Annotated in this window: 22 protein-coding genes; 5 read left to right on the top strand and 17 right to left on the bottom strand. The window is 64.7% G+C overall.

The annotated features are described in order from the left end of the window. Positions 1 to 223 precede the first annotated feature (223 nt). The 5 genes from JHC79_RS03690 to JHC79_RS03670 form a co-directional block, all read right to left on the bottom strand. Positions 224 to 1,057 carry a hypothetical protein gene (locus tag JHC79_RS03690; RefSeq protein ID WP_296388513.1) on the bottom strand — a complete coding sequence of 278 codons (834 nt, stop codon included), beginning with the start codon at positions 1,055 to 1,057 and terminating at the stop codon, positions 224 to 226. 358 nt (positions 1,058 to 1,415) lie between these two features. Then, entirely contained in the window at positions 1,416 to 2,009 is a 594-nt protein-coding gene (locus JHC79_RS03685; protein ID WP_296388512.1) for a hypothetical protein, read from the bottom strand. 898 nt (positions 2,010 to 2,907) lie between these two features. Continuing rightward, the gene (locus tag JHC79_RS03680; RefSeq protein WP_296388511.1) at positions 2,908 to 3,378 is read right to left on the bottom strand and encodes a hypothetical protein; all 471 of its coding nucleotides are present in this window, start codon (positions 3,376 to 3,378) and stop codon (positions 2,908 to 2,910) included. Further along, positions 3,378 to 4,523: a hypothetical protein gene (locus JHC79_RS03675; protein ID WP_296388510.1), complete on the bottom strand. Its 1,146-nt coding sequence runs from the start codon at positions 4,521 to 4,523 to the stop codon at positions 3,378 to 3,380. Before JHC79_RS03675 ends, JHC79_RS03680 begins: the two co-directional genes overlap by 1 nt. Positions 4,524 to 6,652: 2,129 nt before the next feature. Further along, on the bottom strand, positions 6,653 to 6,859 hold the full coding sequence (locus JHC79_RS03670; RefSeq protein ID WP_296388509.1) for a hypothetical protein: 207 nt from the start codon (positions 6,857 to 6,859) through the stop codon (positions 6,653 to 6,655). A 402-nt stretch (positions 6,860 to 7,261) separates the two neighbouring features. On the opposite strand from JHC79_RS03670, the gene JHC79_RS03665 reads away from it, so the two are divergent. Then, positions 7,262 to 7,558 carry a hypothetical protein gene (locus JHC79_RS03665; protein ID WP_296388508.1) on the top strand — a complete coding sequence of 99 codons (297 nt, stop codon included), beginning with the start codon at positions 7,262 to 7,264 and terminating at the stop codon, positions 7,556 to 7,558. Here JHC79_RS03665 and JHC79_RS23790 read toward each other — a convergent pair. Further along, on the bottom strand, positions 7,442 to 7,849 hold the full coding sequence (locus JHC79_RS23790; RefSeq protein WP_366782217.1) for a recombinase family protein: 408 nt from the start codon (positions 7,847 to 7,849) through the stop codon (positions 7,442 to 7,444). The two genes, JHC79_RS03665 and JHC79_RS23790, sit on opposite strands and share 117 nt — an antisense overlap. 28 nt (positions 7,850 to 7,877) lie before the next feature. Next, a complete protein-coding gene (gene ssd, locus JHC79_RS03660) occupies positions 7,878 to 8,555 on the bottom strand; it encodes a septum site-determining protein Ssd (RefSeq protein ID WP_296388507.1) in 678 nt (225 codons plus the stop codon). Between the two features lie 513 nt (positions 8,556 to 9,068). Between ssd and JHC79_RS03655 the strand changes: the two genes are divergently transcribed. Beyond that, a complete protein-coding gene (locus tag JHC79_RS03655) occupies positions 9,069 to 9,857 on the top strand; it encodes an HAD family phosphatase (RefSeq protein WP_296388506.1) in 789 nt (262 codons plus the stop codon). A gap of 454 nt (positions 9,858 to 10,311) precedes the next feature. Here JHC79_RS03655 and JHC79_RS03650 read toward each other — a convergent pair whose 3' ends face one another. The 5 genes from JHC79_RS03650 to JHC79_RS03630 form a co-directional block, all read right to left on the bottom strand. Next, positions 10,312 to 11,061, bottom strand: a complete 750-nt coding sequence (locus JHC79_RS03650) for an oxidoreductase (RefSeq protein ID WP_296388505.1) — start codon at positions 11,059 to 11,061, stop codon at positions 10,312 to 10,314. Between the two features lie 45 nt (positions 11,062 to 11,106). Next, positions 11,107 to 12,786 carry an ABC transporter ATP-binding protein gene (locus JHC79_RS03645; RefSeq protein ID WP_296388504.1) on the bottom strand — a complete coding sequence of 560 codons (1,680 nt, stop codon included), beginning with the start codon at positions 12,784 to 12,786 and terminating at the stop codon, positions 11,107 to 11,109. Next, a complete protein-coding gene (locus JHC79_RS03640) occupies positions 12,783 to 13,754 on the bottom strand; it encodes an ABC transporter permease (protein WP_296388503.1) in 972 nt (323 codons plus the stop codon). Before JHC79_RS03640 ends, JHC79_RS03645 begins: the two co-directional genes overlap by 4 nt. After that, positions 13,747 to 14,673 (bottom strand): ABC transporter permease, encoded by a 927-nt coding sequence (locus JHC79_RS03635; RefSeq protein ID WP_296388502.1) that lies wholly within the window; start codon positions 14,671 to 14,673, stop codon positions 13,747 to 13,749. Before JHC79_RS03635 ends, JHC79_RS03640 begins: the two co-directional genes overlap by 8 nt. 85 nt (positions 14,674 to 14,758) lie before the next feature. After that, a complete protein-coding gene (locus JHC79_RS03630; RefSeq protein ID WP_296388529.1) occupies positions 14,759 to 16,327 on the bottom strand; it encodes an ABC transporter substrate-binding protein in 1,569 nt (522 codons plus the stop codon). A gap of 465 nt (positions 16,328 to 16,792) precedes the next feature. On the opposite strand from JHC79_RS03630, the gene acs reads away from it, so the two are divergent. Continuing rightward, positions 16,793 to 18,766 (top strand): acetate--CoA ligase, encoded by a 1,974-nt coding sequence (gene acs, locus JHC79_RS03625; RefSeq protein WP_296388501.1) that lies wholly within the window; start codon positions 16,793 to 16,795, stop codon positions 18,764 to 18,766. Between the two features lie 322 nt (positions 18,767 to 19,088). Here acs and JHC79_RS03620 read toward each other — a convergent pair whose 3' ends face one another. After that, positions 19,089 to 19,856, bottom strand: a complete 768-nt coding sequence (locus tag JHC79_RS03620; protein WP_296388500.1) for a glucose 1-dehydrogenase — start codon at positions 19,854 to 19,856, stop codon at positions 19,089 to 19,091. A gap of 100 nt (positions 19,857 to 19,956) precedes the next feature. On the opposite strand from JHC79_RS03620, the gene JHC79_RS03615 reads away from it, so the two are divergent. Continuing rightward, positions 19,957 to 20,850, top strand: coding sequence for a helix-turn-helix domain-containing protein (locus JHC79_RS03615; RefSeq protein ID WP_296388499.1), 894 nt, complete (start codon positions 19,957 to 19,959; stop codon positions 20,848 to 20,850). A 2-nt stretch (positions 20,851 to 20,852) separates the two neighbouring features. Here the strand turns inward: JHC79_RS03615 and JHC79_RS03610 are convergent, their stop codons facing one another. Together JHC79_RS03610 and JHC79_RS03605 are read right to left on the bottom strand one after the other, a co-directional pair. Continuing rightward, a complete protein-coding gene (locus tag JHC79_RS03610; protein WP_296388498.1) occupies positions 20,853 to 21,269 on the bottom strand; it encodes a MerR family transcriptional regulator in 417 nt (138 codons plus the stop codon). Next, entirely contained in the window at positions 21,256 to 22,767 is a 1,512-nt protein-coding gene (locus JHC79_RS03605) for a SulP family inorganic anion transporter (protein ID WP_296388497.1), read from the bottom strand. The genes JHC79_RS03610 and JHC79_RS03605 overlap by 14 nt, the downstream gene beginning before the upstream one ends. A 153-nt stretch (positions 22,768 to 22,920) precedes the next feature. Between JHC79_RS03605 and nhaA the strand changes: the two genes are divergently transcribed. Continuing rightward, positions 22,921 to 24,108 (top strand): Na+/H+ antiporter NhaA, encoded by a 1,188-nt coding sequence (gene nhaA, locus JHC79_RS03600; RefSeq protein WP_296388528.1) that lies wholly within the window; start codon positions 22,921 to 22,923, stop codon positions 24,106 to 24,108. Between the two features lie 10 nt (positions 24,109 to 24,118). Here the strand turns inward: nhaA and JHC79_RS03595 are convergent, their stop codons facing one another. Together JHC79_RS03595 and JHC79_RS03590 are read right to left on the bottom strand one after the other, a co-directional pair. Further along, positions 24,119 to 24,622, bottom strand: coding sequence for an SRPBCC family protein (locus JHC79_RS03595; protein WP_296388496.1), 504 nt, complete (start codon positions 24,620 to 24,622; stop codon positions 24,119 to 24,121). A 44-nt stretch (positions 24,623 to 24,666) separates the two neighbouring features. Next, a complete protein-coding gene (locus JHC79_RS03590) occupies positions 24,667 to 25,893 on the bottom strand; it encodes a benzoate/H(+) symporter BenE family transporter (RefSeq protein WP_296388527.1) in 1,227 nt (408 codons plus the stop codon). Positions 25,894 to 25,906: the final 13 nt, after the last annotated feature.

Raw genomic sequence — 25,906 nt, 5'->3', positions numbered from 1 at the left:
CCCACTCCGCGGCAGTCTCGTGTCCGTTCTCATCGAAGCACACCCCCGACTCATCCATCACAGCCACACGAAACGCTCCCCCGTGGATATAGCGGCCTATCACCACCGTGCACCCGTTGTGCTGAACGGTGAACTGTTCGCAATGTCGATAGGCAGACTCTCGACCACGATGGCGCTCATGTGTCGCGGGGTGTCGTCGCTCGTGCGTGACAGCCGCCTACCGTCAGCGACGAGGCTGTGGGTCTAGTGTCCAATCGAGTTCAACGTGGTTCGACAGATCGTTGACCCCGGCGCGAACGTAATCGACACCGGAGGCGAGCTCCTCCCAAGTCGCCGTTATAGCGCCGCTCTCGCCTACGGCTGCGGCCACCACGTCGTCTAGGTCCAGCTGCCATAGCTGGCACAGCCCCACAGCGGCGGCGACGCCGGCGTCTATCGCACACTGCATGTTCCGTAGCGTCGCGCACCGTGTGTAGTTGGTCCCCTTCTGCTCCTGGATAACCGCGGTTGTGAGCCACACAGCGTTGCCGTGCGCCGGACGACTCAATTCGTCGTAGGCGAGAACGTGCGGGATGTACGTCTCGACCAGCTTGCTGTTGCTCTTGGCTGTCTGTCTCGGCACTCCGGAAAAAAGCTCACCGGTCCGGTTCCGCCACCGTTCCCAGCTGCCGATCATCTCCCGAGCCCCGGTTTCGTTCGAGGACTTGTATTCGGAGGAGGCCGCAGTGAACAACGCTTGAGCGCGAAGGACACGGACTTTCCATCCCGCGTAGGGGTCGGAGAGATACATCGCTTTGCTCGCATGCTCAGCTGTCGTTCGCGCCAGCGCCGCGGAGCCTACATGCATCGGGTATTCGCGCCCGACCAGCTCGCAGCAGGACTTGAGCGCGTCGCCAGCTGAGATGACGTAGAACTTCGCAAGCCGGTGCGCGGTTAGCAGCGGGTCGGGTACATCGTCTTCGCTACCGATCAGGGAGTCGATGTCGTCGATCGACTCCCCCGGTTCTACGTAATTCGAGGACACATACGCCGACGCCAGCGCGAAATGTGCCACCAACTCGCCGATGTTCGACGCCTCCCGGGCAAACTCGAGGACGCGTTCTGGGGATGCCCACGGGTTTTCCGGCGCACTCTGGTCCCGCGATGTTGCGTTGGCCCGCCGACGCTCTGATCGTCGCGGTCGTGATCTTCGAGTCATCCACTAATTGTCAGTTGCACTCCCGACAACTGAACTCAGCTAACGAGTTCGCTCTGCCGGTAGAACGTGTGAACCGGGGAATCCGAGTCCGGGTCGACAGCTACCACGATGCGCCCGTTCCGGACCTCGATCACCGTGGCCTCATGGTTCTGACTGCCGTAGGGCACCACGATGCGATCGCCGCGCTTTATGCGTCTAGCCATCTTGGGGACCTCCTTCACCACGGGGCAACGCCCGTGAGTTGCTTCAAGTGTGTCTTAGTTACCCGATCCATGCCAGATGCAATTGCCCCGGTGGTCCGTCGCGACTCCCGCGCCCGGCGGAGATTCAGGTCGCCCCGACTGCGACAGGCCAACAGCTTGATCTCGTCGGCGTGGGCAACCGCGTTACGCGTGTAGGTCAGCGAGTCGAGTTGAGCAAGCCACGTCTTGTGCCGTTCGGGGTAGTGGGTCTTGATCGTCTTCTTCAGGTCCAGTTCCACCCGTCCAAAGTCGGCGATCAGCACCTTCCAGGTCGGGTTCCCCTGATCCAACAGTCGACCTCGGAGATAGGCGGCACGGGTCAGGGCGAGGAGGCCGGGGTCCGTGATGCCCGAGCAGGACACAACGTGATCGACTGCTTCGTTGTGCAAGTCACGACAGAAGCCTTGGAACTCGGCTAAGACGCGAGAGATCACTGCCCCGTTGATGTGCTCCGTCTGTCGTCGACGACCGCTTCCCGGCCCCGTGAGTGCGCGGTGGATCGCTTCCATGCGGTCGAGATCGTCCGCCCGGCTGGTCCTCCACAACTCCAACGCTCCCGAATTGGACATGGGAGCAAGCTATACGAATCGCGCTTCCCGAACCGCGATCAAGCCGTTGCTAGTTCGAGTTCATCCTCGAGCCGGCGGCGGACCACGCCTGGTTGACTGTCTGGCTGCTCGGCTTCGCCTACTGAAGCAACGCGACCCGCGTACGCCTGTCGGCCGAGGTCCCCCTGTCGAGCCTGGGCCTCAACAGACGCAGACGCTCCCAAGTAATCGGAGATCCGATCTAGATCGGGCAACCCGCCTCGCCGAACCCATCCTGCGGAGGTCCGCTCGGCGAGAAGGAACGCAACAAGCCGTTGCATACACCGAGTGAACGTCGAAGGCGAGCACGATGCCAGCTTCGAGAGCCGGCGACGAGTGCGTCGGCTCTGTTCGGGCGAGCTACAGTCGGCACGCCGTCTTGCCCAGCCCTGCCCCGTTTCGGAACACCGGGTGTCCCTCAAACGAGCGCTAGGGGGCCAGCGGAACTGACACACTTAGCACTAGGGGACGGTAACAAGTGTGGAACTCTTGCTACCCCCTTGCGGGATACGCAGCTCGAAACCGTCTGCTGACCCGACCGGTATCGCCCGCTTTGATCCGACGTAGCCAAACTACGGAGACGAGACGGGCAGGCGCCTTGCACGTCGTCTTGTCCGGCAGCTGCGCCCGTAGCGCCACCGCTCTAACACCGAACGTCGGAACCGTGGTGCCCCGTTCCTCGGCGAGCGTCAACAACACCCGCATCACCCCGTGATCCGATCGAGCTGTCCGACCGGTCCAGCAGCGTGCGTAGACAGCCGCGGACACCGCGGCGACAATCTCGGGTCGGTATCCACCGACAGATGCCCGGTCCCACGTCCTGGCGATGAACGCCTCAGCGTCGCGGTTCTCGTCGTCCAACTCGAACCGGACCCGTTGGTCAATCTTCGAAGTTGTCGTCAGTCGGTATCTCTTTGCGAGCGAGTGCCGCCTTGAGCAAACGAGCCTTAACTGCCTTCAGACCTGCTTTACCCATGTGCCGGTAGTCGACATACGCGTGACCAGGCGCGCGTTGTTTGCCTGGCTCAAGAGCGGTCTCACTGTCATCGATTGCGCGGGTCCCCGCGTCAGCTACCTCTTGTATCGAGCATGCCCAGACGCCGCGCGACTTCGACTTCGCCCATTCGCTCTGCCAGTCGCGGCTCTCTTGAGCTGTTACGACGGAGCTGCGCGAGAACGACGGACGGCGCTGATCTACTTTCTGAGGGCCGAATGAATCAAGGTTCGGGAGACCGTATTGCGCATCCCAGCTGTGATCGCAGATCTGTCTCCAAAGCAGTTCGTCATCCTCAACTTCGTTGACAATGACCCTCTCCTTGGGGTCGAGCTCCCAAAACTCAGGTTCACTCATCACAGCTCCACCCCCGTGATGAACGACTCGGCCACAGAAAAGTTGACAGCGTCGAAATGGTGCGGAATGTCGTCGTTGCCGAGGTGAAACAGAGTGACGTCAGCTTCAGGCGAGATCTCGATGGAGTAGATCGAGTCGGGGGACGCCCACTCAAGACTGACTCCACCGTCACCCAAGGGAAAGATCCCGGGCTGAGGAATCTCAACGGATCTCGCGTGGCTCAACAAATGACGCGCTCCGTCTAGCGCGGCGAAAGATACTGGTTGACTTTCTGAATCGTCGTCGTCCCAACCCTCCTCTAAAGACGCAAGCTCAATGAACCGACGCGACCACGGTTGACCATCAACCTCCAAGACCTGCACCAAGCTCGCATTCCGCATGCGAAAGAAGTCATTTTCCGAATAGTACTGCAGCCGCCCAAATATTCTGACGACGGGAGCCTCCTTGCTCGTACCGAGGACCGCCCGCAGGTCATCCAAGATTTCGGGCACTGCGTAGAAACCATGTACGTCGCCGTATCTTTCGGAGGCAAGCTCGAACCTCGTATCTTTCGAGGAAACGGCAAAGAGCCGACCGACAAGCCACCCGTCGCGGCCTTTCAGGCGGGGACGTCCAGGTACCGCAGGCTCGCGCAACGACCGCTCATGCGCGGGTCGGACATACTCGCGATAACTCGAGCGTGTAATTCGAACAGGCTCGTCGTCCGAGTCGTACGACGGAACTTCGAGCGAATCGCCCACACTCAGTGACGAGCCTAATTCGCCAAACGAGTCGATCCTCGCAAGTAGTTCATCTGTTTCGTCTATACGGCCTTGCAACACCTGTCGCAATTCGCGTCCAACGCGTTCCCGGCTTTGGTCGAAGTAGTCATCTTCGTCCCCCGAGTGTGGGAGCAATCTTTCGAGGTGGCAATCAGCGCTGCCGTTGTGGACTGACGTCAGCACCAGATCGAAATCAGCGCCGAAATCTTGGGGTAGATCCTCGCCTGGGTGCGCATCGCGCCATGCTAGTTTTGCAGCCTCTCGGATCAGGTTGGTGTAGTTCTCAAGTTCGGATAGTGCCGAGACAGGCAGGCGCGCACCTGCGAACCGCTCACCGTTCAGCTTCAGTCGCGCGAAATCTTGCGACGGGACTGGCTCACTCATGTCGTGAAGCATACGGGTTGCCTATGTCACACCCCTGAAGCTAGGCGCGGAATCGCGACCGCACCCCGGGCTGTCCTGCGTCTGGACTGCTGACGACACGCGCGCTTGCGACGCACTGCTCGAGACGCACGACCCTGCAGACATCACCGACGGGATGGTCGAGGGCATGTAGCGCCCGGAGTTCTGACAGCCACGTCCAACGAGGCCCTCATCGACCAACTGGGTCTCTCGTGAGTTCGTCTGAGCCCCTTGTCAATTGAGTTCAGACGCTTTAGGAGGCTGTTGCAACGAGGGAATGTTGTGCTGTCGGTGTATTCGCGAAACTCATTGATCGCCGCCATAACTGACTTCGGGTTCTCGGTATGGGGCGACCGCTCCGCGCGGTGCAGCGATTTCCCCAATGCGACCTCGACAGAAAGATCGCTGTCCCCGCATTGAACACCGCAGACTCCAGTTTGGAGTCGACTCTCTTCGACAAGCTATGCAATTCGTCCGAACACTTGCCGAGGGTTTCGCTCGCGGGACCGACATAATTTCCGGATCGGATGGCGGCTTTAGCCCGCTCTAGTTCAGCGACAGCTTCCGATAAATGGCCCCTCAGCTGCCCCCTGAGTTCCTTCTGCACCGCGCGCGTATTCGCGCCCAAATCCCACTTAAGGCGCACCCCGTGAATGATGAGCGCGCCCACACCTGAAACGGCGCCAACCCACGCGACAACTTCGACACCCGCCATAGAAGTGCATTGTTCCAGATGAATCGGGCAGGTCAGGTACGTGACGCGCTGATGAGCCCCTGCAGTCGGATGCTCCCGCTCGATCTTCAGCCGTCAACTCCTCGCGCATCGCCGGGTAGTCTCGACCATGGCGCTACCAAGCTAAAGCAACAGGTCACCGCGTTGCAGAAGCCCGCTTCGATGCGTCCCGAGTCCCACGGGTACACGGCCGCCTCACACGGCCGGCAGTAATACGCAGGGCACGGAACCTCCGCAGTTTGTCCCACCCCACGAGGTAGGTGCGGGACCTATCCCAACTGTGGCCGTTTGGCAATTATCCGGCGGATCCTCCACAGCCTCACCAGGCTGACTCCCTCAACCCGCGACGAGTGGCGCGGACTTACGGATTGCTGCAGTAAAATATCCTCGATGAGATACTGCGGCCTAGAACTCTGGCAACGGCCGGGCGGGTAAAGAGCAGCACACTGCAGAACGGGTCAGCTATGGCGCGCAATAGTGAGGTCCAGAAACCGGGGACGCGGTCCCTCACAGGCCGAATTAGCCAGACGAAAGTTCTTCTCAGAGTGGCCGGGCTAGCAGCTCTGGCCGGGCTGACCGCAGTCGGCGTTGTCGCCGCCGTCCCCTGCACGCGACACTCTGTGTCTTGGGGCCAGATGCCAGGATGGGTAACTGCCGGTGCCTCGCTACTCGCTCTGGCTGGGGTCTTTGTGGCGATCATCCGGTGGCAAGAGGACGCCACCCGACAGCGCGACGACGAAGCGAATCAAGCCCGGCTTGTCGTGCCAAAGACGATCACCGTAGGTGGGCCTGACCCGGTTCTGCTTGATGTGCTCGTTCAAAACAGGAGTGCCGAATCGATATTTGATGTAACCGTCCGCTCCGTTCGTACAGCCCCTCTAAAGATTGTGAATGACTCACCAGAGGGGTTCGCGTACGACTATTCGCGCGCGGACAAAATGACCGAGTTAGTGACGAGCTTAGTCCGGCACCTATCTGCGCCAACCACAATTGAAGGTGGCGACGAGTCGCATCCGACCCGGTGGACCGGCAAAGGTTTCGAAGACGGTGCCGAAACCTTCACGGCTTTTGTCTCCCATGTTGAGTTCACTGACGCGCGTGGCAGAAGATGGAAGCGGATAGGGACCTACAGTCCAGAGCGTGTCACGTATTCGGCTGACAGTGAAGTCCCTGTCGCGCTCCAAAAAATACTGGATAGTGACCAATAGACCTTGCGAGCCGCGTAACGCTATTCAGAACTTCAAGTCGCAACCATTCCCGAAGCATACGCATCAATGCACTGATGGAGGACGACAAGCGAAAGAGGCGTGACGTCGTCGACGTTGAGCACAGCCTCCCCTAAGTGTTCAAACGATCCGATGTCGATTTCTTGTTGTGCTCAGAATCCTCCTATCGCTTTTAGTATCTTGCAAGCATCGGTCAGCAGATCAATGTCTGGGTTGCGACCAACGTCGACCACGAACTCGACCAAATCATGTGTGCGTTCGTGACGCAGGTCGTAGATTGCACTGAGACGTGACGCCTGACCCTCGGCTATTGCTTCTAATTCGACAAGCCAGCTCACCGAAGCGTCGACATTGCTCATGGTTTGCCTGTCGACGTCTTTCGATCTAGAACGCTCGTACGATGGGCCGCCTCGTCGTAGTTCATTCCATTCTCGTCCAACCCACGCTAAAAAAATCATGGACTTGTTCGAAAACAGTCCGCTCGATTATTTCGTGAGCGATCTGGTAAAGGCCCGCAAACGCGGGCGTAGATCGGATCACTCCCGGACGTAGCTTCGCCTTGAGCATCCGCTCCTATTCCGTACGGCTACGACCGTCGTACGGGTCGTCCATTGCCGCGCTCATAGCTGTCTCGCTCTCGCTCTGCCTCACCGATACTCCGTAAGCCAACGAGGCTATCCGCTCACGCGCAATGAGACCAACAGTTTATCGACTGCTTTCCCGCACAACGAATGCCCGTTTACGTCGCTAAAGTACCACTTGTGCTCAAAGACGAAGTTCCCGCCATTGCCGACGAACTACTGGGCATCATCAACCAACTCTGCAAGCAATGCGCGTCGTACACCCGCGATGACAAGCCGGACATGGTGCTCGTCAGCCACCACCGAGGCGACGCGGTCTCTATCGCCGTTCACGCCCTTGCGAATGAAACGACCCAGTGCTCAGGCGCCGCCCGATCCCTGCTTCTGAGGGAATACCCGCCCATATTCATCATGCCGCTGGTGCGGCAAGCGCTGGAGTGCGCATGCACCGCGCAATGGCTGGTGGAGGCGTCGTAATCTGCCCACCCTCCACCAGCGAGATGTAGGTTTCGAGTTCGGTCGGCGACCGATGCAATCAGTCCGGGCCCAAGCCACCACGCCCGTGATTGCCTTTGCCGCAATATCGTTCAACAGCTGCTGATACTGCGACCTCACCTTGCCGCTGTAGGCCGAAATATCTTCGCCGACATACACTTTCGCGACTTGCCAGCCCTGCCGTTCAGCGAGGTCTCTGTAGTCTTGCTCGTGCGACCGAAGCCTAACCCGGCTCCGTCGCGGCCTTGCGAAATTCTTACGACATGCCGACACGCTCAGTGGCTGTCACCGTTGAATCGTTTCATAGCCCGGATGTCGTCTTGCCGGCGTCGATGACCGACGTCACCGCCTCGACACCGACCGGCCGCACGTCCCCGCGACGCGGGCACAGCACGGCGAGATCCGTCCCCACCCTCGGTAGCGCAGCGTGCAGACTGTCGGCGAACACGTGTCCGCTCTCCAGTGTCAGATCGGGCCATCGCAGTCCGGACGTGTCCTCGATGCCGAGCAGGAGGTCGACGCCACCGCCCAGCTCGTCGACGTCGAGCAGCAGCGTCGTCCCCGAGAACTCACCGGCCGCACGCATCGCGATCGCCGCAGCGAGCACCGACGCGCCCGCACCGCCGTGGCCACCGAGGCATGCGACCACCGCTCCCGCGGGACTGCGAGGCGCGCGAAGGCGACTCAGAGCCCCGACCACGTCGTGTTCCTGCTCCGGAAGGAGATACCCGTCATGGGCGCCCAGCGTCAGCGCCGACCGCCACAGCTGCGGATCGACCTCTCCCGCACCGACCACCAGGACACCGGCGCGACGCGGCCAGCCCAGGCCTGCCAGCTCCGCGGCGGCCTGCACGTCGACGACGACCGCGAGACAGTCCGACCACGCCCGACGACAGGTGTCGGGTTGCGCGGTCAGGATCTGATAGCCGGCCGCGGCTGCGCAGCGGGCCACATCGTCGGCGAGATCGTCGCCCACCATGAACCAGTACGTGATCGCTCATGGGGTCGATGGTGGTCGGAGAGGGCGACCGTTCGCCCCGAAACCAGCTTCGATCACCGCATTCTGCGAGTCGGAGAACAACTGTGCACAAATATGCCGAAAGAGCGGAAAACGACCTGGTCGGCGAATGCGGTTAAACAGGCCGTGCGTTCGGAATGGGGACACACGAAAAGGTCCGGAAATGGGGACGACCCCGGCCAGGGGGGGAGGAGGCCAGGGTCGTCGCGTTTCAGCCCCGGGGGGTCGGGCTGAAAGCCCCGGATGAACCGGGTGACTATGACTATACACACCGTCCCCAGGATGATTGCAAGTTCAACCATCTTGTTACCCGTGGGTAGTTTATGGCGGCTGACCTGTCGGTTTGTCGTTCGAGATCGCACGCCTGTCCGAGTCCACACGTCCGCACAGCCCCCGACGTAGGCTGATGCCGTGACGACCCCGCCGCCGGGTTCACCCACGGGTGACCGGAGTGCTCAGAGAAGCGAAACTCCCGTGGCCGCATTCTTCGATCTCGATAAAACGATAATCGCCAAGTCGAGCACCTTGGCATTCTCACGACCCTTTTTCGACGAGGGGCTGATCAACCGACGTTCGGTACTCAAATCCAGTTACGCACAGTTTCTGTTCCTGCTGACCGCGGCCGACGCAGACCAGGTCGAGCGACTCCGTAAGCACGTGACCCAGATGTGCGCGGGATGGGACGTCGACCAGGTCCGCACGATCGTCGCCGAGACGCTGCACGACATCGTCGACCCGCTGGTCTTCGCCGAGGCGGCCGAGCTCATCGCCGGCCATCGCGCACGCGGACACGACGTCGTGATCGTGTCGGCATCGGGCAGTGAGATCGTCGAACCCATCGGCGAGATGCTCGGCGTCGACACCTCGGTGGCGAGCCGGATGCAGGTCGTCGACGGCAAGTACTCCGGCGAGGTCGACTTCTACTGCTACGGCGAGGGCAAGCGGACCGCCATCCGCGAGATCGCCGCGGAACGCGGATACGACCTCGATCTGTGCTTCGCGTACTCGGATTCGATCACCGATCTGCCGATGCTCGAGGTCGTCGGCCACCCGACCGCGGTCAACCCCGACCGTTCGCTGCGCAAGGCCGCGGCGGCCAACGGATGGCCCGTCCTGTCCTTCAACCGGCCCGTCTCGCTGCGTGAACGGATCCCGGGCGCACCGTCGCGCACCACGGTGACCGGCGCTGCGGCCGTCGGTGTGGGCGCCGCGGTGGCGGGCGGCATCACCTACGCGATCGTGCACCGCACTCGTGGACGATGATCGTGTCCTGCTCTGTTACACAACAGTTTTCGACTGACCACCGAATCGTTGCCGTTCACCTCTTGATGTGACCGACGTCACGGTGTAGAAAGAGAGCACGGAAGTACGAACGGCAAAGGCCACCTCGGAAGAGAAGAAGTGGCCCCCCGGGCGGGCACTTCCCAGCACGGACACCGAGCACCCACGCGGAGCACGCCGCGAGAGGCACAAGTGTTGCGGGCCTGCGACATTGCGGAAGTGACGAGAGCGTCGGACCTTGGGTGGGACGGCGCGTTCATCACAACGCGACCAATCGCCGAGGCCACCCACGCAACCCGATCAGCACGCTTGGTAACCAGTGATCCGTGCTCGGCGGGCGGCCGAATGATCTTCGCGATCATCGGTCGCCCGCATTTATGTGCCCACCATGGTCGGTCAGTTGGCTGATCGCACAGGTGTTTCGACGCCGGAATGGTCAGCGGCGGGCGTCGGCGATCGACCGGGCCTCGGTCGCCCCTGCGGTCAGTGCGGCACAGTGCAGGATCAACCATTCTCGAACGCCGTCGCCGGTTCCGGTGCCGAAGCCGATTGCGGCCGCGCGGTATTCGTCGATGCGGCGCAGCCAGGTCACCTCCGGCACCCCGAGACTGTGCGGATCGAGTCCGGTCGATGCCGCGACCAGTCGCGCGGCGGCGCGGGCGACCACGCCGTTGCCGGTCGTGAACGGGGCGAGGGTCAGCAACTCCCCGTGGACGACGCCGGCGAGCACCGGCGCCGCGACCGAGGTGCCGCCGGCGATCAGCTGCGCGAGCATGTCCAGTCGTTGCGAGACGTGCGGGTCGGTCCGTGGTCGGCCGAGGGTGTCGGGATCGGTGACGAGGTCGGCCGCGACCAGCAGGTGCAGCCGTGCCAGCGCCTGCAGCGGCGCCCGCGTCCACACCGAGACGAGCTGATCGAGGGAGTCACCGGTCAGGGCCAACGCGACACGCATGGCGCCGGCGAGCACCGGGTCGTCGACGTCCTCGTCGCGTCGCAGGGAGCCTGCTACGCCCTCGATACCCGCCGAGGAGTGCGCGGTTCGCCAGGACGCCTCGGTCGAGGTGTCCAACCACCCGCGCATGTTCACCGGATGCCGGTGCACCGAGCTCAGCGCGTCACGCGCCTCGTCCGCGGCAGCGGCGACGCCGGGCAGGTCCAACAGCGGTGCGAGCGGATCGGTGGTCACAACCGACCAGCCTAGGGCCGACGAGATCGGTGCCGACCACCGCCGCTAGGTGGTGACGATCGATGCCCCGGGAATCGCGTCGAGCAGCTTGCGGGTGTAGTCCTGCGACGGTTTGTCGAAGACCGTGTCGGTCGCGGCCTGCTCGACCACCTTGCCCTGCTCCATGACGACGACGTTGTCGGCGATCTGCTTCACGACGGCGAGGTCGTGGGTGATGAACAGGTACGTCAGGCCCAACTCCCCCTGGAGGTCGTTCAGCAACCCGAGGATCTGCGCCTGGACCAGCACGTCGAGCGCCGAGACCGCCTCGTCGCAGACGATCAGCTCGGGGTCGAGTGCCAGCGCCCGGGCGATCGCCACGCGCTGTCGCTGACCGCCGGACAGTTCGTTCGGGAACCGCTTCATCACCGACGACGGCAGCGCGACCTTGTCGAGCAGATCCCGGACGCGCGCCTCACGCTCCTTGGCCGATCCGATGCCGTGGATGCGCAGCGGTTCCTCCACCACCCGGTAGATCGAGAACAGCGGGTCGATGGACCCGTACGGGTTCTGGAAGATGGGCTGGACCCGTCGGCGGAACGCCAGCGCACTCTTGCCCTTGAAGCTCGTGACGTCGTCACCGTCGAAGGTCACCGACCCGCTGGTCGGCGCCAGCAGCGCCAGGACCATCTGCGCGACGGTCGACTTGCCCGAGCCCGACTCGCCGACGACGGCGGTGGTGGTGCCGCGGCGGATCGAGAACGAGACGTCGTCGACCGCGGTCAGGCTCTTCGACTTCCACGGCGCGCCGCCGCGAATGGGGAAGACCTTGGTGAGGTGGTCGACGACGAGGACGGTGTTGTCGGAGTCGGACGGCTTGATCTCGTCGGCGACCTCCACCGCCTGCTCGACGATCTCGGCGCGCGCGGCCTTGGCGGTCAGCCGCTTGGACGCCAGCGACGGCGCCGACGCGACGAGACGCTTGGTGTACTCGTGCTGCGGGTCGCGCAGGATGTCGCGGGCCGGACCCGACTCCACCACCTTGCCGCGGTACATGACCACGAGATGCGACGCTCGCTCGGCGGCCAGGCCGAGATCATGGGTGATCAGCAGGACCGACGTGCCCAGTTCCTTCGTCAGCCCCTCGAGGTGGTCGAGGATCTGCCGCTGGACCGTGACGTCGAGCGCAGACGTCGGCTCATCGGCCACCAGCAGTTTCGGTCGGCACGCCAGTCCGATGGCGATCAGCGCGCGCTGACGCATGCCGCCGGAGAACTCGTGCGGATACTGGTTCATCCGCGATTCGGCGTCGCGCATACCCGCCTCGGTCAGCAACTCGGCCGCTCGCTTCTTGGCAGCGGCCCCCTTGGCGACGTTGTTGGCCTCGATCGCCTCGCGGACCTGGAACCCGACCTTCCACAACGGGTTCAGGTTCGACATCGGGTCCTGGGGAACCAGGCCGATCGACGATCCGCGCAACGCGTCGACGTCCTTCTTCGACGCGGTCGTGAGTTCCTGACCGTCGAAGGTGATGCTGCCGCGGGTGACATGGCCGGCGCCGGGCAGCAGGTTGAGCACCGCGTTGGCGGTGGTCGTCTTGCCGGAGCCCGACTCGCCGACGATCGCGACCGTCTGGCCCGGATAGATGGTCAGGTTGATCCCCGAGACGGCCTCGGTGTCACCGAACGAGACCGCGAGGTCGGTGACCTGGAGCAGTGGTGTGGCGGCGGTGTTCGGTTCGGTCATCGGGTGCGCGCCTTCGGGTCGAGGGCGTCGCGCAGCGCGTCACCCATCATGATGAACGCGAGCACTGTGAGCGCGAGCGCACCTGCGGGATACAGCAGGATCGGGTTCCCCGAGCGCAGGAGACTCTGTCCGGCGGCGATGTCGATGCCCCACGAGACGCTGGTCGCGGGCAGGCCGATACCGAGGTAGGACAACGTCGCCTCGGTGACGATGAAGACACCCAGGCTGATGGTGCAGATCACGATGATCGGGCCGAGCGCGTTGGGGATGACGTGGGCCACGATGATGCGCATCCGCGAGGCGCCCAACGACTTTGCCGCGGTGATGAAATCCTCACCCCGGATGGAGATCGTCGCACCACGCGCGATGCGCGCCACCTGGGGCCAGCCGAACACCGCCAGGATCGTGACGACGGTCCACACGCTCCGCTGCGCGAACATCTGCATGATCACGATGGCCGCGAGAATCAGCGGGAGCGCGAAGAAGATGTCCGTGAGGCGGGAGATGATCACGTCGAGCCATCCGCCGAAGAACCCCGCCAGCACGCCGGCGACGGTCCCGATGACGAAGACGATCAACGTGGTCACCACACCGACCACCACCGATGCGCGCGCGCCGTAGATGGTGCGTGCGTAGATGTCGCAGCCCTGCAGATCGGTACCGAACCAATGCCCGCCCGAGGGCTTCTGGAGGCTGAGCGAGCCGAGGCAGAGTTGCGGGTCCTGGTGGGCGAAGAGCCCGGGGAACAGGCAGATCACCACCACCAGCACGATCATCACCCCGGAGATGATGAAGAGGGGCCGACGACGCAGACCGATCCACGCGCCCTTCCAGAAGCCGGCCGACGATCCTCGGTCGTCGATGGCATCGACCGCGAGAACCTCGGCCTCCGATGCGCCGGCGACGAAACGGTCCTGGTGCGGGTAGGTGCTGGGGAGTCCGGATTCCTCCGGAACACGGTCAGGCATAGCGGATCCTCGGATCGATGACGGCGTAGAGAAGGTCGACCACCAGGTTGGCGATGAGATAGATCAGCACGAGCACGGTGACGATCGAGACCACCGTCGGCGCCTCGCCGATCTGCACACTGCGGAAAACAGTCTGGCCGATCCCGTTGATGTTGAAGATGCCCTCGGTGACGACCGCACCGGCCATCAGCGCGCCGAGGTCGGCGCCCAGGAAGGTGACGACCGGGATGAGCGAGTTGCGCAGGATGTGCACGGTCACGACGCGGGGCCGTCCCAGGCCTTTGGCCGTGGCCGTGCGCACGTGGTCGGCGCCGGCGACCTCGGCCACCGAGTTCCGGGTCAGCCGCAGGATGTAGGCGATCGACACCAGCGCGAGCACGAACGCGGGCAGCAACAGGTTGCCGATGGAGGTGTTGCCCCCGACGGTCACCGGCGCGAGGCCCCACTTCACCCCGATCAGGAACTGCGCGAGGAAGCCCAGCACGAAGATCGGGATGGCGATGACGATCAGGCTGGCCACCAACACCGTGGAGTCGAAGAGCCCACCACGACGCAGACCGGCGATGACACCGATGATGATGCCGAGCACAGCCTCGATGATGAGCGCCATCACCGCCAGCTTGATCGTCGTCGGGAACGTCTGCTGCATCACGTCGAGGACGGGTCGGCCGGAGAACGACTGACCGAAATCGAACGTGAAGATGCCCTTCAGATAAATCCAGTACTGCTGGAAGAAGCTGTCGTTCAGGTGGTACTGCTCCCGGATCTGCTCGCGTACCGCCGGGGTGAGGGGGCGTCCGCCACCGAGGGCAGCGGTGGGATCGCCGGGCAACTTGTAGACCATGAAGTACAGCAGCAACGTGGCGCCGAAGAACACGGGGATCAGCTGCAGGATCCGCCGGACGGTGTACCAGACCATGAGTCGGTCACTTCCTTCTCGAGAACACCGCGACCTCCCGCGCCCCTGGCGATGCCCGGGCGCGGGAGGACGTGCGGTGGCGTTGTCAGCTCTTGGTGAAGTTCTCGAAATCGCCGAGACCGGACCAGGTCATCGGCGCGCTCACGCCGACTCCCTCGCCGCCGTTGGCGACGTAGTCCCACATCGGGATCGCGGGAAGGTCGTTGAGCAGGATGGACTGCGCCTCACCGGTCAGCTGGTACGAGGCCTCGTTGGTCTTCTGGGCCTCCGCCTCGCGCAGCTTCGCGTCGAACGCCGGGTTCGAGTAGTCGGTGTCGTTCGATCCGGCACCGGTCACGAAAATCGGCTCGAGGAACTCGAGCATCGACGGGTAGTCACCCTGCCATCCGGCACGGAACGCAGTCTTGATCGTGCGTGCGTTCACCTGCTGGCGCAGCTGCGAGAACGTCGCGATCGCCTCCGGCTGCGCGTCGATCTTCAGCACGTTCTTGATGCTGTTGGCCGCGGCCTCGATCCACTCCTTGTGCCCGCCATCGTAATTGGAGGCGAGGACGAAGTTCCCACTCCACGGCGAGATCGCGTTCGCCTGGTTCCACAACTGCACGGCCTTGGTCGGGTTGTAGTCCAGGTTCGACGAGTTCGGCAGGTTGTCGTTGAAGCCCGGCAGGGTCTTCGCGGTGAAGTCGCGAGCCGGGTTACGTGATCCCGCGAAGATGTTCTGCGTGATCTGCTTGCGGTCGATCGCCATCGAGATCGCCTGGCGACGAAGCACACCTTCGGCACCGGAGAAGTGCGGCATCGTGTACGGGATGTCGACGGTCTGGTTCTGCGCGGTCGCCTTCGTGATCGCGCGGTCCCCGAGGTCCTGCTTGTAGGTGCGCAGGGCGCTGACCGGGATGGTGTCGAGGAAGTCGAGGTTGCCCGACTGCAGATCGCTGTAGGCCGAATCGAAGTCGAGGTAGAACTTGAAGATCAGGCCCTTGTTCTTGGCCTTGTTCTCGCCCGGGTACGTGTCGTTGGGGACCAGCGTCGCCTGCACGTTGTGCTGCCAGCTCTGCAGCTTGTACGGGCCGTTGCCGACCGGGTTCTCGCCGAAGGCCTTGATGTCCTTGAAAGCGACGTCCGGCAGCGGCTTGAACGGGGTGAACCCGAGACCGAGCTTGAAGTCGATCGCGGGGTTCTTCAGCGCGACGGTGAAGGTGTAGTCGTCGACGACCTTCAGGCCCGACATCGTCTTCACGGTCGGGTTCTCGCTGGAGACATCGTCGTAACCCTGGATGGGTGCGAAGAAGCTCTGCTGCTTCTGGGCGTTGGGGGTGTAGGCACCGAAGTTCCAGGCGTCGACGAAGTTGCGCGCCTTCACCTCCGTACCGTCGGTGAACTTCCACCCCTTCTTGATGGTGATCGTGTAGTTCTGGTTGTCGGTCGTGTCGAGCTTGTCGACCATCGCCGGCTTCGGATTGCCGTCGGCGTCGTAGTAGTAGAGACCCGTGAACAGCCGGTCGACGATACGTCCACCGCCGTTCTCGTTGGTCGTCGTGGTGATCAGTCCGGTCTCCGGCTCAGAGCCGTTGACCGTGATCATGCTGCTGTCCGAACTCGATCCACCACATGCCGCCAGCACGCCCGCACTGATCACCAGTGCACCGGCCATCGCCGCGATTCTCTTCAATCTCACCGCTGTCATTCCTTCTCATCGACGTCGTTCGACACTCGGGATTACCGGCATCGAACGTTGTGTGACCTCACACCCACCCCGCGAACGGAGATCCGAAACACGTCGGCAACATTTCGTGAATGTCGCTAACCGGGGCTCGAACCTCCGAGGACATTACTCACCTCTCTGAGCCGCGTCTCGCTGAGTGAGATATTCGTTGGCCAGTACACGTAACGATTGGTAGGAATTGCGACCTTTCGGACAGAGATGTCGCTGCAACGGGAATCCAACGTGACTACGCTCACCATGGAGGCGGCCGCATCCGATCATGGTGGGCGCATCCACGCGTGTCGTCCGCGGTCCGCCGACAATGATGAGCGGTGCGCGACCCGTACCGAAGGAATCTCCGCCGTTCGCGCCTCACCCGCGACGAGCGGCCTCAGAAAGGGTGATTGATCCACCATGTCGAGTGCCACAGGGCAGTCCACGCAAGGCTCGCAGGGCGACGTTCCATCGGCCTATCCCCCGCCCCCGGAGTTCGCGAAGAATGCGGTCGCCACGGCCGATCTCTACGACGAGGCCGAGCGAGACCGGCTCGCGTACTGGGCCAAGGAGGCCCGCCGACTCCAGTGGGACACCGACTTCACCGACACCCTCGACTGGACCGACGCGCCGTTCGCGAAGTGGTTCGTCGGCGGCAGGCTCAACGTGGCCGCCAACTGCGTGGACCGTCACGTCGACGCCGGTAACGGCGACCGGGTCGCCATCCACTGGGTGGGCGAGCCCGGCGACAGCCGTGACATCACCTATTCCGACCTGCTCACCGAGGTCAGCCGCGCCGCGAACTACTTCACCTCACTCGGTCTCGTCGCCGGCGACCGCGTCGCGGTCTACATGCCGATGGTCCCCGAGGCCATCGTGACGATCCTGGCGTGCGCACGTCTCGGCCTGCCGCACTCGGTGGTCTTCGCCGGGTTCTCCGCGGGCGCTCTGCGCTCCCGCGTCGACGACGCCGAGGCCAAGCTCGTCGTCACCACCGACGGACAGTTCCGTCGCGGTCAGCCCGCGCCACTCAAGGAGGCCGTCGACTCGGCCCTGGGCACCGGGGACGACGCCGCGAAATCGGTCGAGAAGGTCCTGGTGGTCAAGCGCACCGGCCACGACCCCGACCTCAACTGGGTCGACGGCCGCGACGTGTGGTGGCACGAGACGGTCGCCAACGCGTCGGACTCGCACGCCTACACCGCATTCGACGCCGAGCACCCGCTGTTCCTGCTCTACACCTCGGGCACCACGGGCAAGCCGAAGGGCATCCTGCACACCTCGGGCGGCTACCTGACGCAGGTCAGCTCCACCTTCCACAACGTGTTCGATCACCGACCCGAGTCCGACGTGTTCTGGTGTGGTGCCGACATCGGCTGGGTCACCGGGCACAGCTACCTCGTCTACGGCCCGCTCTCCAACGGCGCCACCGAGATCATCTACGAGGGCACCCCGAACTCGCCCAACGAGCACCGGCACTTCGAGATCATCGAGTCCTACGGCGTGACAACGTATTACATCGCGCCAACGCTGATCCGCACGTTCATGAAGTGGGGTCGCGAGATCCCCGACGCACACGACCTGTCGTCGCTGCGCCTGCTCGGCAGTGTCGGCGAGCCGATCAACCCCGAGGCCTGGCGGTGGTACCGCGAGGTCCTCGGTGCGGACTCGGCGCCGATCGTCGACACGTGGTGGCAGACCGAGACCGGCGGGATGATGGTGTCGCCGCTGCCCGGCGTGACGGCCACCAAGCCCGGTTCGGCCATGAAGCCGCTGCCCGGCATCAGCGCCAAGATCGTCGACGACGACGCCAACGAGGTCGCCCAGGGCGAACAGGGCTACCTGGTCATCGACAAGCCGTGGCCCGCGATGCTGCGCGGTATCTGGCGCGACAACGAGCGCTACAAGGACACCTACTGGTCGCGGTTCGCGGCGCAGGGATGGTACTTCGCCGGTGACGGCGCACGGTACGACGAAGACGGCGCCCTCTGGGTGCTCGGCCGCATCGACGACGTCATGAACATCTCCGGTCACCGCATCTCCACCTCCGAGGTGGAGTCCGCATTGGTCAACCACCACGGGGTGGCCGAGGCAGCGGTGATCGGTGCCGCCGACGAGACCACCGGACAGGGCATCGTCGCGTTCGTCATCCTGCGCGGCAGCACCGTCGACACCGGCGACGCCCTCATCAAGGAGCTCAAAGACCAGGTGTCGAAGGACATCTCGCCGATCGCCAAGCCGCGTGAGATCTACGTGGTGCCGGAGCTGCCGAAGACCCGCAGCGGCAAGATCATGCGCCGACTCCTCAAGGACGTCGCCGAGGGACGCGAGCTCGGGGACACCTCGACCCTGGTCGACCCGACCGTCTTCGAGAACATCCGCAAGAAGAAGTAGTGGCGCCGAGCTCGGCTGCTGACGTGGGTCAGCAGTCGAGCTCGATGGTCACGGTGACCGCGCCGGTCGCCGCGGCCACGACACCGTCGGTGTCGGTGAACCGCCCGAGATGACCCCGTCAGCGCTGTCGCTCCGAAGCGGATGCGGATCGGGGTGGTGGATGCGTCTGCGTTCGTGCATGTTCGAGATTCGCCGGCGGCGGGCGTCAACGTGCTCGGGCTCGTCGGGTCGGGTAGCGCGACATCGGATCCAGATCCGGACGCGCACGCGCCGACCGCGAACACAGCGGCAAGAACGGCGGCAGATCCGCCGGCCCGCATGCCTACAACCCCACGGTCTGGCCGCCGTCGACCACCATCGCGTGCCCGATGGTGAAGGCAGCGAGCGGCGAACACAGCCAGAGCACCGCGGAGGCGATCTCTTCGGGCCTGCCCATGCGGCCGATGGGCTCCTGGGCGATCACCCGCGCCCGTCCCTCGGGGGTGCCGCCGGAGAACCGGTCCATCATGGGGGTGTCGATGATGCCCGGGCAGATCGCGTTGATCCGTACCCCCTGATCGGCGTAGTCGAGGGCGGCGGACTTCGTCATCCCCAGCATCCCGTGTTTGGCTGCGGCATAGGCGCTCTGACCACGGATCCCGATCACCCCGGCGCCCGAGGCGGTGTTGACGATCGCGCCGCCACCATTCGCGAGCATCAGAGGGATCTCGTGCTTCATGGACAAGAACGTGCCGCGGAGGTCCACGTCGATGACACGGTCGAAGTCGGCGTCGGTGATGTCGGCCAGGGCGGTCACCGGCTGCTCGACTCCGGCGTTGTTGAACGCGATGTCGAGGCGACCGAACTCGTCGACGGTCGCCCTGAGTGCGCTCGCGATCGACTCGGCATCGGTCACGTCGCAGTGCACCGACAGGGCCCGTCCGCCCGCACCACGAACGAGGTCGGCCGTCTCCTCCGTCGACCCGTCGTCGACGCCGGTGCACACCACCGATGCCCCCTGCTCGGCGAACGCGACGGCCGTTGCCCGACCGATACCGGTACCGGCGCCGGTGATGAACACGACGCGGTCTGCGAACTGATGATCTGTCATGTCCCCACCACAGCACCTGATGCGCGCGTGCGGGAGTCCTCCTCGATGGAGGCACGCACAGGGACCCCCACCACCGCGGATCCCCGACTACCGTCGCAGTATGGGCGTCGACAACAAGGCGGAGGTGCGGGATTTCCTGACCTCGCGCCGAGCCAAGATCTCGCCCGAGGTGGTCGGGCTCCCCGCCGGGACGAACCGTCGGGTCGACGGACTGCGTCGCAGTGAGGTGGCCGTGCTGGCCGGGGTCAGCGTGGAGTACTACACACGCCTGGAACGCGGCTCGATCAGCGGCGCATCCCCGGAGATCCTCGACGCACTGGCGCGTGCACTGCTCCTCGACGACGCCGAACGCGCCCACCTGTTCGACCTCGCCCACGCGGCCAGTCCGGTCGCCCGCCCGCCCCGCCGCCGCTCCACGACGTCATGGAGGGCGCACGAGACTCTGCAGTGGACGTTGGACGCGATCACCGCCGGACCGGCGTTCGTCCGCAACGGGCGCATGGACGTCCTCGCGGTCAATCCGCTCGCGCGAGCCTTCTACGACGAGGTGTTCGACATGCCGGGGCAGCCGCCGAACATCGCGCGCTACACCTTTCTCGACGAGCGGGCGGTCACCTTCTACCCGGACTGGGACCTGTTCGCCGAGGTCACGGTGTCGATCCTGCGCACCGAGGCAGCCCGCGACCCGCACAACAAGGAACTCCACGACCTCATCGGCGAATTGTCGACCCGCAGTGACGATTTCCGTCGGCAGTGGGGCAGGCACGATGTCCGCCACCACGGTACCGGCTCCAAGACCTTCCACCACCGGGTGGTCGGCGAGATGACCCTGGCCTACGAGGGCCTCGAGATGGCCGCCGAACCCGGACTCACACTGACCATCTATGCGGCCGCCCCGGGATCGTCGTCCGAGCAGGCGCTACGTCTCTTGTCCTCGTGGGCAGCAACCGAATTCACCGCCGGGACCGAACACCGGGCCGCGCACCGCGACTGATCTCAGCGTCCGTCCCGGTCAGGGGCGAACTCGGACAGCTGGGCTGTCAGCTCACGCGCGTAGTCGAGCTGGGTGCTCAACTTCGCGCACGCCTGGGTCGCCCGGGCGTGACACTCGGCGAGATACTCGGTGGCCGCGGCTTTCTCGGCGGCCGTAGCGTCCGGGTCGTCGAGGGCGGCGAGGGATTCGAGAAGCGATCGCATCTCGTCGAGTGTGAAGCCCAGCGGCTTCATGCGGCGGATCGCGAGGAGTCGGTCGATGTCGTCGGCGGTGTAGAGCCGGAAGCCGCCGGCCGAGCGCGCCGACGGTACGACGAGTCCGACCTCGTCGTAGTGTCGGATCGTCTTGATCGACAGCGCGGTTCGCTCGGCCACCTCGCCGATCTGCAGTTGCGCCCCGGTGTTGTCAGTGTCCGGCACCGAGTTGTCCGCTCAGGAGGTCGTGGCGCTCGGCGCTGTGGTCGTCGAGACCGATGATGCTGACCGTCTTGCCCTTCGCCGCATACTTCCCGGTGATGGCATCGAGGGTGGCGACGGTGGAGGCATCCCACACGTGCGCGTCGCTGAGGTCGATCACCACGTTCTCGGGATCGCCGACATAGTCGAACTGGTAGATCAGATCGTTGCTGGAGGCGAAGAAGAGCTCGCCCCGCACGGCGTAGACACGGATGTCCTCATCGGGATGCGCGATGTCGACGACTTCGGTCATGTGGGCGACACGACGGGCGAAAAGCACCATGGCGGTGAGTGTTCCGGCTCCGACCCCGTAGGCGAGGTTCCCGGTGGGAACGGTCACCGCGACGGTCGCGAGCATGACCAGCGTCTCGCTCTTGGGCATCCGCTTCAGCGTCGACGGCGTGATGCTGTGCCAGTCGAACGTGCCGACGGAGACCATGATCATCACCGCGACCAGCGCTGCCATCGGGATCAGCGCGACGATGTCGCCGAGCCCGACCACCAGGATCAACAGGAACAGCCCGGCGAGGAACGTCGAGATCCGGGTACGCGCGCCGGACACCTTCACGTTGATCATCGTCTGACCGATCATCGCGCATCCGCCGAGACCGCCGAAGAATCCGGTCACGATGTTCGCGATGCCCTGTCCGGTGCTCTCACGGGTCTTGTCGGAGTGCGTGTCGGTGATGTCGTCGACGAACTTGGCCGTCATCAGCGACTCGAGCAACCCGACGATCGCCATGGTGAGTGCGTACGGAGCGATGATCGACAGCGTGTGCCAGGTGTACGGCACATCCGGGATCAGGAACGACGGCAGGTTCGACGGGAGTTTGCCCTCGTCACCCACGTCGGGCACGTTGTTCCATCCGAAGACGATCGTCGCGCCGGTGAGCAGCACGATGGCGACCAACGGAGCCGGGACGACCGAACTCACCCTGGGGAGGAACACCATGATCGCGATACCGACGGCGACCAGCGGGTACACCAGCCACGGGACGCCGATGAGGTGGGTGAGCTGCGAGATGAAGATCAGGATCGCGAGTGCGTTGACGAACCCGACCATCACGCTGCGCGGGACGAAGCGCATCAGCTTGGCCACGCCGACCAGCGACAACACGATCTGCAGTATCCCGGCCAGGATCACCGTCGCGATCAGATAGTTGAGCCCGTGCTCTTTCACCAACGGCGCGACCACGAGGGCGACCGCCCCGGTGGCCGCGGAGATCATCGCCGGGCGTCCACCGACGATCGCGATGGTCACCGCCATGGTGAATGACGCGAACAGGCCGATCTTCGGATCGACGCCGGCGATGATCGAGAACGAGATCGCCTCCGGGATCAACGCGAGCGCGACGACGAGTCCGGCGAGCACCTCGGTGCGTAGGCGTTTCGGGGACCGGAGCGCTGCCAGAACCGATTGGTCCTGCGCGGGGCTCGACGGGGTCAGGGTGGATGACGACACTCGCCGAACCCTACCCTCCCCGGAGGGGAGAGTTGACCACTGCGCCTCGGCGTCAAGGAACCGTTAAGGTGGACTCCGGTGCGCCGGGAAGTCTGGTCGGCAACAGTTTCGTCGACCCACGACCCGAAGGATCCTCTCATCAACGCCCCGAAGATCTCGCCGCCGTCTCCCACCGAGTTCGTGCGCTATCTGCGCACGGAGACCTTCGGCGGGATCGTCCTCCTCGCGGCCGCCGCCGTCGCACTCATCTGGGCGAACTCTCCGTTGTCCGACGCCTACCTGTCCGTCCGCGACACCCACGTGGGCACCGACGTGCTGAACCTCGATCTGACCATCGGACACTGGGCGCAGGAAGGGCTGCTCGCGGTGTTCTTCTTCGTCGCGGGCCTCGAACTCAAACGCGAGATCGTGCTCGGTGAGCTCTCGACGGCCAAGCAGGCCGTTCTGCCGGTGGCAGCGGCGGTCGGCGGCGTGATCGTGCCGATCGTGATCTGCCTGGCGATCGGCTGGGGCACGCCAGGTATCGAGAAGGCGTGGGCAATCCCCGCGGCGACCGACATCGCCTTCGCCCTCGGTGTGCTCGCCCTCGTCGGATCACGGATCCCATCGAGTGCGCGGGTGTTCCTCCTCGCGTTGGCCGTCGTCGACGACCTCATCGCCATCGCCATCATCGCCGTCGTGTTCAGTGAGTCCCTGAATCTCGGCGCCCTGGCGATCGGCGCCGCGGCGATGGTCCTCTACTGGTACTGCCAACGCCGACGGATCACGTCGTACTTCGTCTACGTCCCTCTGGCGATCGTCACGTGGGTGGCGGTCTACAACGCCGGGATCCACGCGACCATCGCGGGCGTGGCATTGGGGTTGCTGACCCGCGTGCGAGCCGATCCGGGCGAGGAGTGCGCTCCCGGCTCGCGGCTCGAGCACCGGCTGCAACCGATCTCGGCCGCGATCTGCGTACCGCTGTTCGCGCTGTTCGCCGCCGGTGTCCCCATCAGCGGATCCGTGGTCGGCACGATGTTCACCGACCGCATCGCGATCGGCATCATGGTCGGACTGGTGGTCGGCAAGACCATCGGGATCTTCGGCACCAGTTGGATCATCATCCGGCTGCGCATCGCCCGGAAACCGGCGGGCTTCTTCACCAGAGACCTTCTCGCCGTGGCCATCCTGGGCGGTATCGGCTTCACCGTGAGCCTGCTCATCGCCGACCTCGCGCTCGACCCCGCCGAGGCCGAACTCGCCAAGGCCGCGGTTCTGCTCAGCTCGATGGTCGCGTCATTGCTCGGCGCGGCCGCGCTGATCCGACGCGGCCGCGTACACAGCCGACTGCTCGACGACTGAGCCGTCCCCCTCAGGACAGGTCGGAGAAGTGCTTGACGGTGTCGGTGCGCAGGGTCGACAGCAGGGGTGCGGCCGCCGCTGACGAGCCGGGCAGCTTGGCCGCCGGGCCCGACAGCTCGATGCCGAAGGCCCAGGTGAGTCGACTGCCGTGCTCGGCGGGGACGATCTCGGTCATCTCACCGAACCGTCGCAGGCTCGGGACGTTGGACTCGACGACGCGAAAAGCGTTGCGGTAGCGGCCGGCACCGGGATCCTCGGTCCAGTCGAAGAAGTACTCCGACAGGTGTAGGCCGCCGGGGGCCAGGACGGCCGAGCGGGTGGTCCCGACACCGTAGGGGGCATCGGAGGTGAAGGTGATCTTCTTGATCAGTCGGCACCAGTCGAGCGTGTTCTGCCTGCTGAACTCGGCCCACGCGCCCGACGGGGAGATGGGTAGGTCGACGCTGAACCGGTAGGCGATCGGGGCGGAGTCGAAGAAGTCCAGTTCGAACGGTTCCAGGGTGTGGGTGGCCATCGCGCACGCTCCTCGGTGATCAGACGGTCGGGTCGCTGCCGAGCCTAGTGGTCTGAGGTGGCGGCCCCGCGTGGTCGCAGGACCACATAGACGACGATGCCGACCACCAACGCCCAGAACGCCGACCCGATACCGGCGAACGCCGTACCCGACGCAGCCACGACGAACGTCGCGACGGCAGCCGTCCGGTGGTGCACCGACCCAACGTCGGACCCCACCGCGGCCGCGATCGCAGACCCCAGGGTCGCCAGGAGCGCCACCCCGGCCACGGCCTGCACCACCCCGTCCGGCGCGAGGACGACGAGCGTGGCCATGGCGGCGGAGGCGGCCCCGAGCACGAGGTAGCTGACGCCGGCCGCGACCGCAGCGACCCAGCGACGCTCCCGGTCGGGGTCGGCCTGGGGACCCGCGGCCAACGCGGCGCTGATCGCCGCGAGATTGATGACGTGCCCACCGAGTCCGGCGCCGAAGACCGTCCCGACCCCGGTCACCGACATCGACGCGCGCCAGGGCACGCGGTAGCCGAACGAGGTCATGATCGCGACGCCGGGGACGTTCTGCGCGGCCATGGTCACGATGTAGAGCGGGATGGCCAACCCGGTCACGGCCTGGAACGTCCAGTGCGGCGTGGTCCAGACCGGCTGCGGCACCAGTGACGCCGCGTCGACGTGCGAGCCCGCCCGGATCACCGCCACCACGATGACCACCGCGGCGACAGCGAACGCGCCGGGGACCGCCCAGCGTGGGGCGTATCGCAGCAGCACCAGCCAGCTCAGCAGGATCGGCGCGATCACCACCGGGTCGTGGGCCAGGGCGGTCACCGGTGCGAGACACAGCGGAAGCAGCACCCCGGCCAGCATCGCCTGGGCCACCGGCATCGGGATCCGGCCGATGAGGTCCGCCAATCCCGACCACAGTCCGGTGATCACGATGAGCACCCCGACGACCACGAACGCCCCGACCGCGGCGGGCCAACCGCCGGCGACCGCTCCCGTCGTCGCCAACAGGGCGGCGCCCGGGGTGGACCACGCGAGGACCACCGGGATCCGGTGTCGCAGCGACAGGACGATCATCCCGACGGCCTGCAGCAGACACACCGCGAGCAGCCCTGACGCGGCCTGCGCCGGTGACGCGCCCACGGCGCGCAGACCGGCCAGCACGACGGTGAACGAGCTGGTGAAGCCGACGATGGCCGAGACGATGCCGGCACCGATGGGCACGGACACACCGACCCTCTCGGCGGCGACGGCGACGGCGTCATCGGACGGGATGTCGGACACCGGC

This window comes from Williamsia sp., from assembly GCF_016462415.1.
Taxonomy (GTDB): Bacteria; Actinomycetota; Actinomycetes; order Mycobacteriales; family Mycobacteriaceae; genus Williamsia_A.
Note: the sequence above shows the minus strand (reverse complement) of the source record. Positions and strands in the feature narration are given on the sequence as shown.

Excerpts from the sequence above, each read along its gene's own strand:
- JHC79_RS03685 (WP_296388512.1), bottom strand. The coding sequence starts at position 2,009 with ATGTCCAATTCGGGAGCGTTGGAGTTGTGGAGGACCAGCCGGGCGGAC.
- JHC79_RS03680 (WP_296388511.1), bottom strand. The coding sequence starts at position 3,378 with ATGAGTGAACCTGAGTTTTGGGAGCTCGACCCCAAGGAGAGGGTCATT.
- JHC79_RS03675 (WP_296388510.1), bottom strand. The coding sequence starts at position 4,523 with ATGAGTGAGCCAGTCCCGTCGCAAGATTTCGCGCGACTGAAGCTGAAC.
- JHC79_RS03670 (WP_296388509.1), bottom strand. The coding sequence starts at position 6,859 with ATGAGCAATGTCGACGCTTCGGTGAGCTGGCTTGTCGAATTAGAAGCA.
- ssd (WP_296388507.1), bottom strand. The coding sequence starts at position 8,555 with ATGGTGGGCGACGATCTCGCCGACGATGTGGCCCGCTGCGCAGCCGCG.
- JHC79_RS03645 (WP_296388504.1), bottom strand. The coding sequence starts at position 12,786 with ATGACCGAACCGAACACCGCCGCCACACCACTGCTCCAGGTCACCGAC.
- JHC79_RS03640 (WP_296388503.1), bottom strand. The coding sequence starts at position 13,754 with ATGCCTGACCGTGTTCCGGAGGAATCCGGACTCCCCAGCACCTACCCG.
- JHC79_RS03635 (WP_296388502.1), bottom strand. The coding sequence starts at position 14,673 with ATGGTCTGGTACACCGTCCGGCGGATCCTGCAGCTGATCCCCGTGTTC.
- JHC79_RS03630 (WP_296388529.1), bottom strand. The coding sequence starts at position 16,327 with ATGGCCGGTGCACTGGTGATCAGTGCGGGCGTGCTGGCGGCATGTGGT.
- acs (WP_296388501.1), top strand. The coding sequence starts at position 16,793 with ATGTCGAGTGCCACAGGGCAGTCCACGCAAGGCTCGCAGGGCGACGTT.
- JHC79_RS03620 (WP_296388500.1), bottom strand. The coding sequence starts at position 19,856 with ATGACAGATCATCAGTTCGCAGACCGCGTCGTGTTCATCACCGGCGCC.
- JHC79_RS03615 (WP_296388499.1), top strand. The coding sequence starts at position 19,957 with ATGGGCGTCGACAACAAGGCGGAGGTGCGGGATTTCCTGACCTCGCGC.
- JHC79_RS03595 (WP_296388496.1), bottom strand. The coding sequence starts at position 24,622 with ATGGCCACCCACACCCTGGAACCGTTCGAACTGGACTTCTTCGACTCC.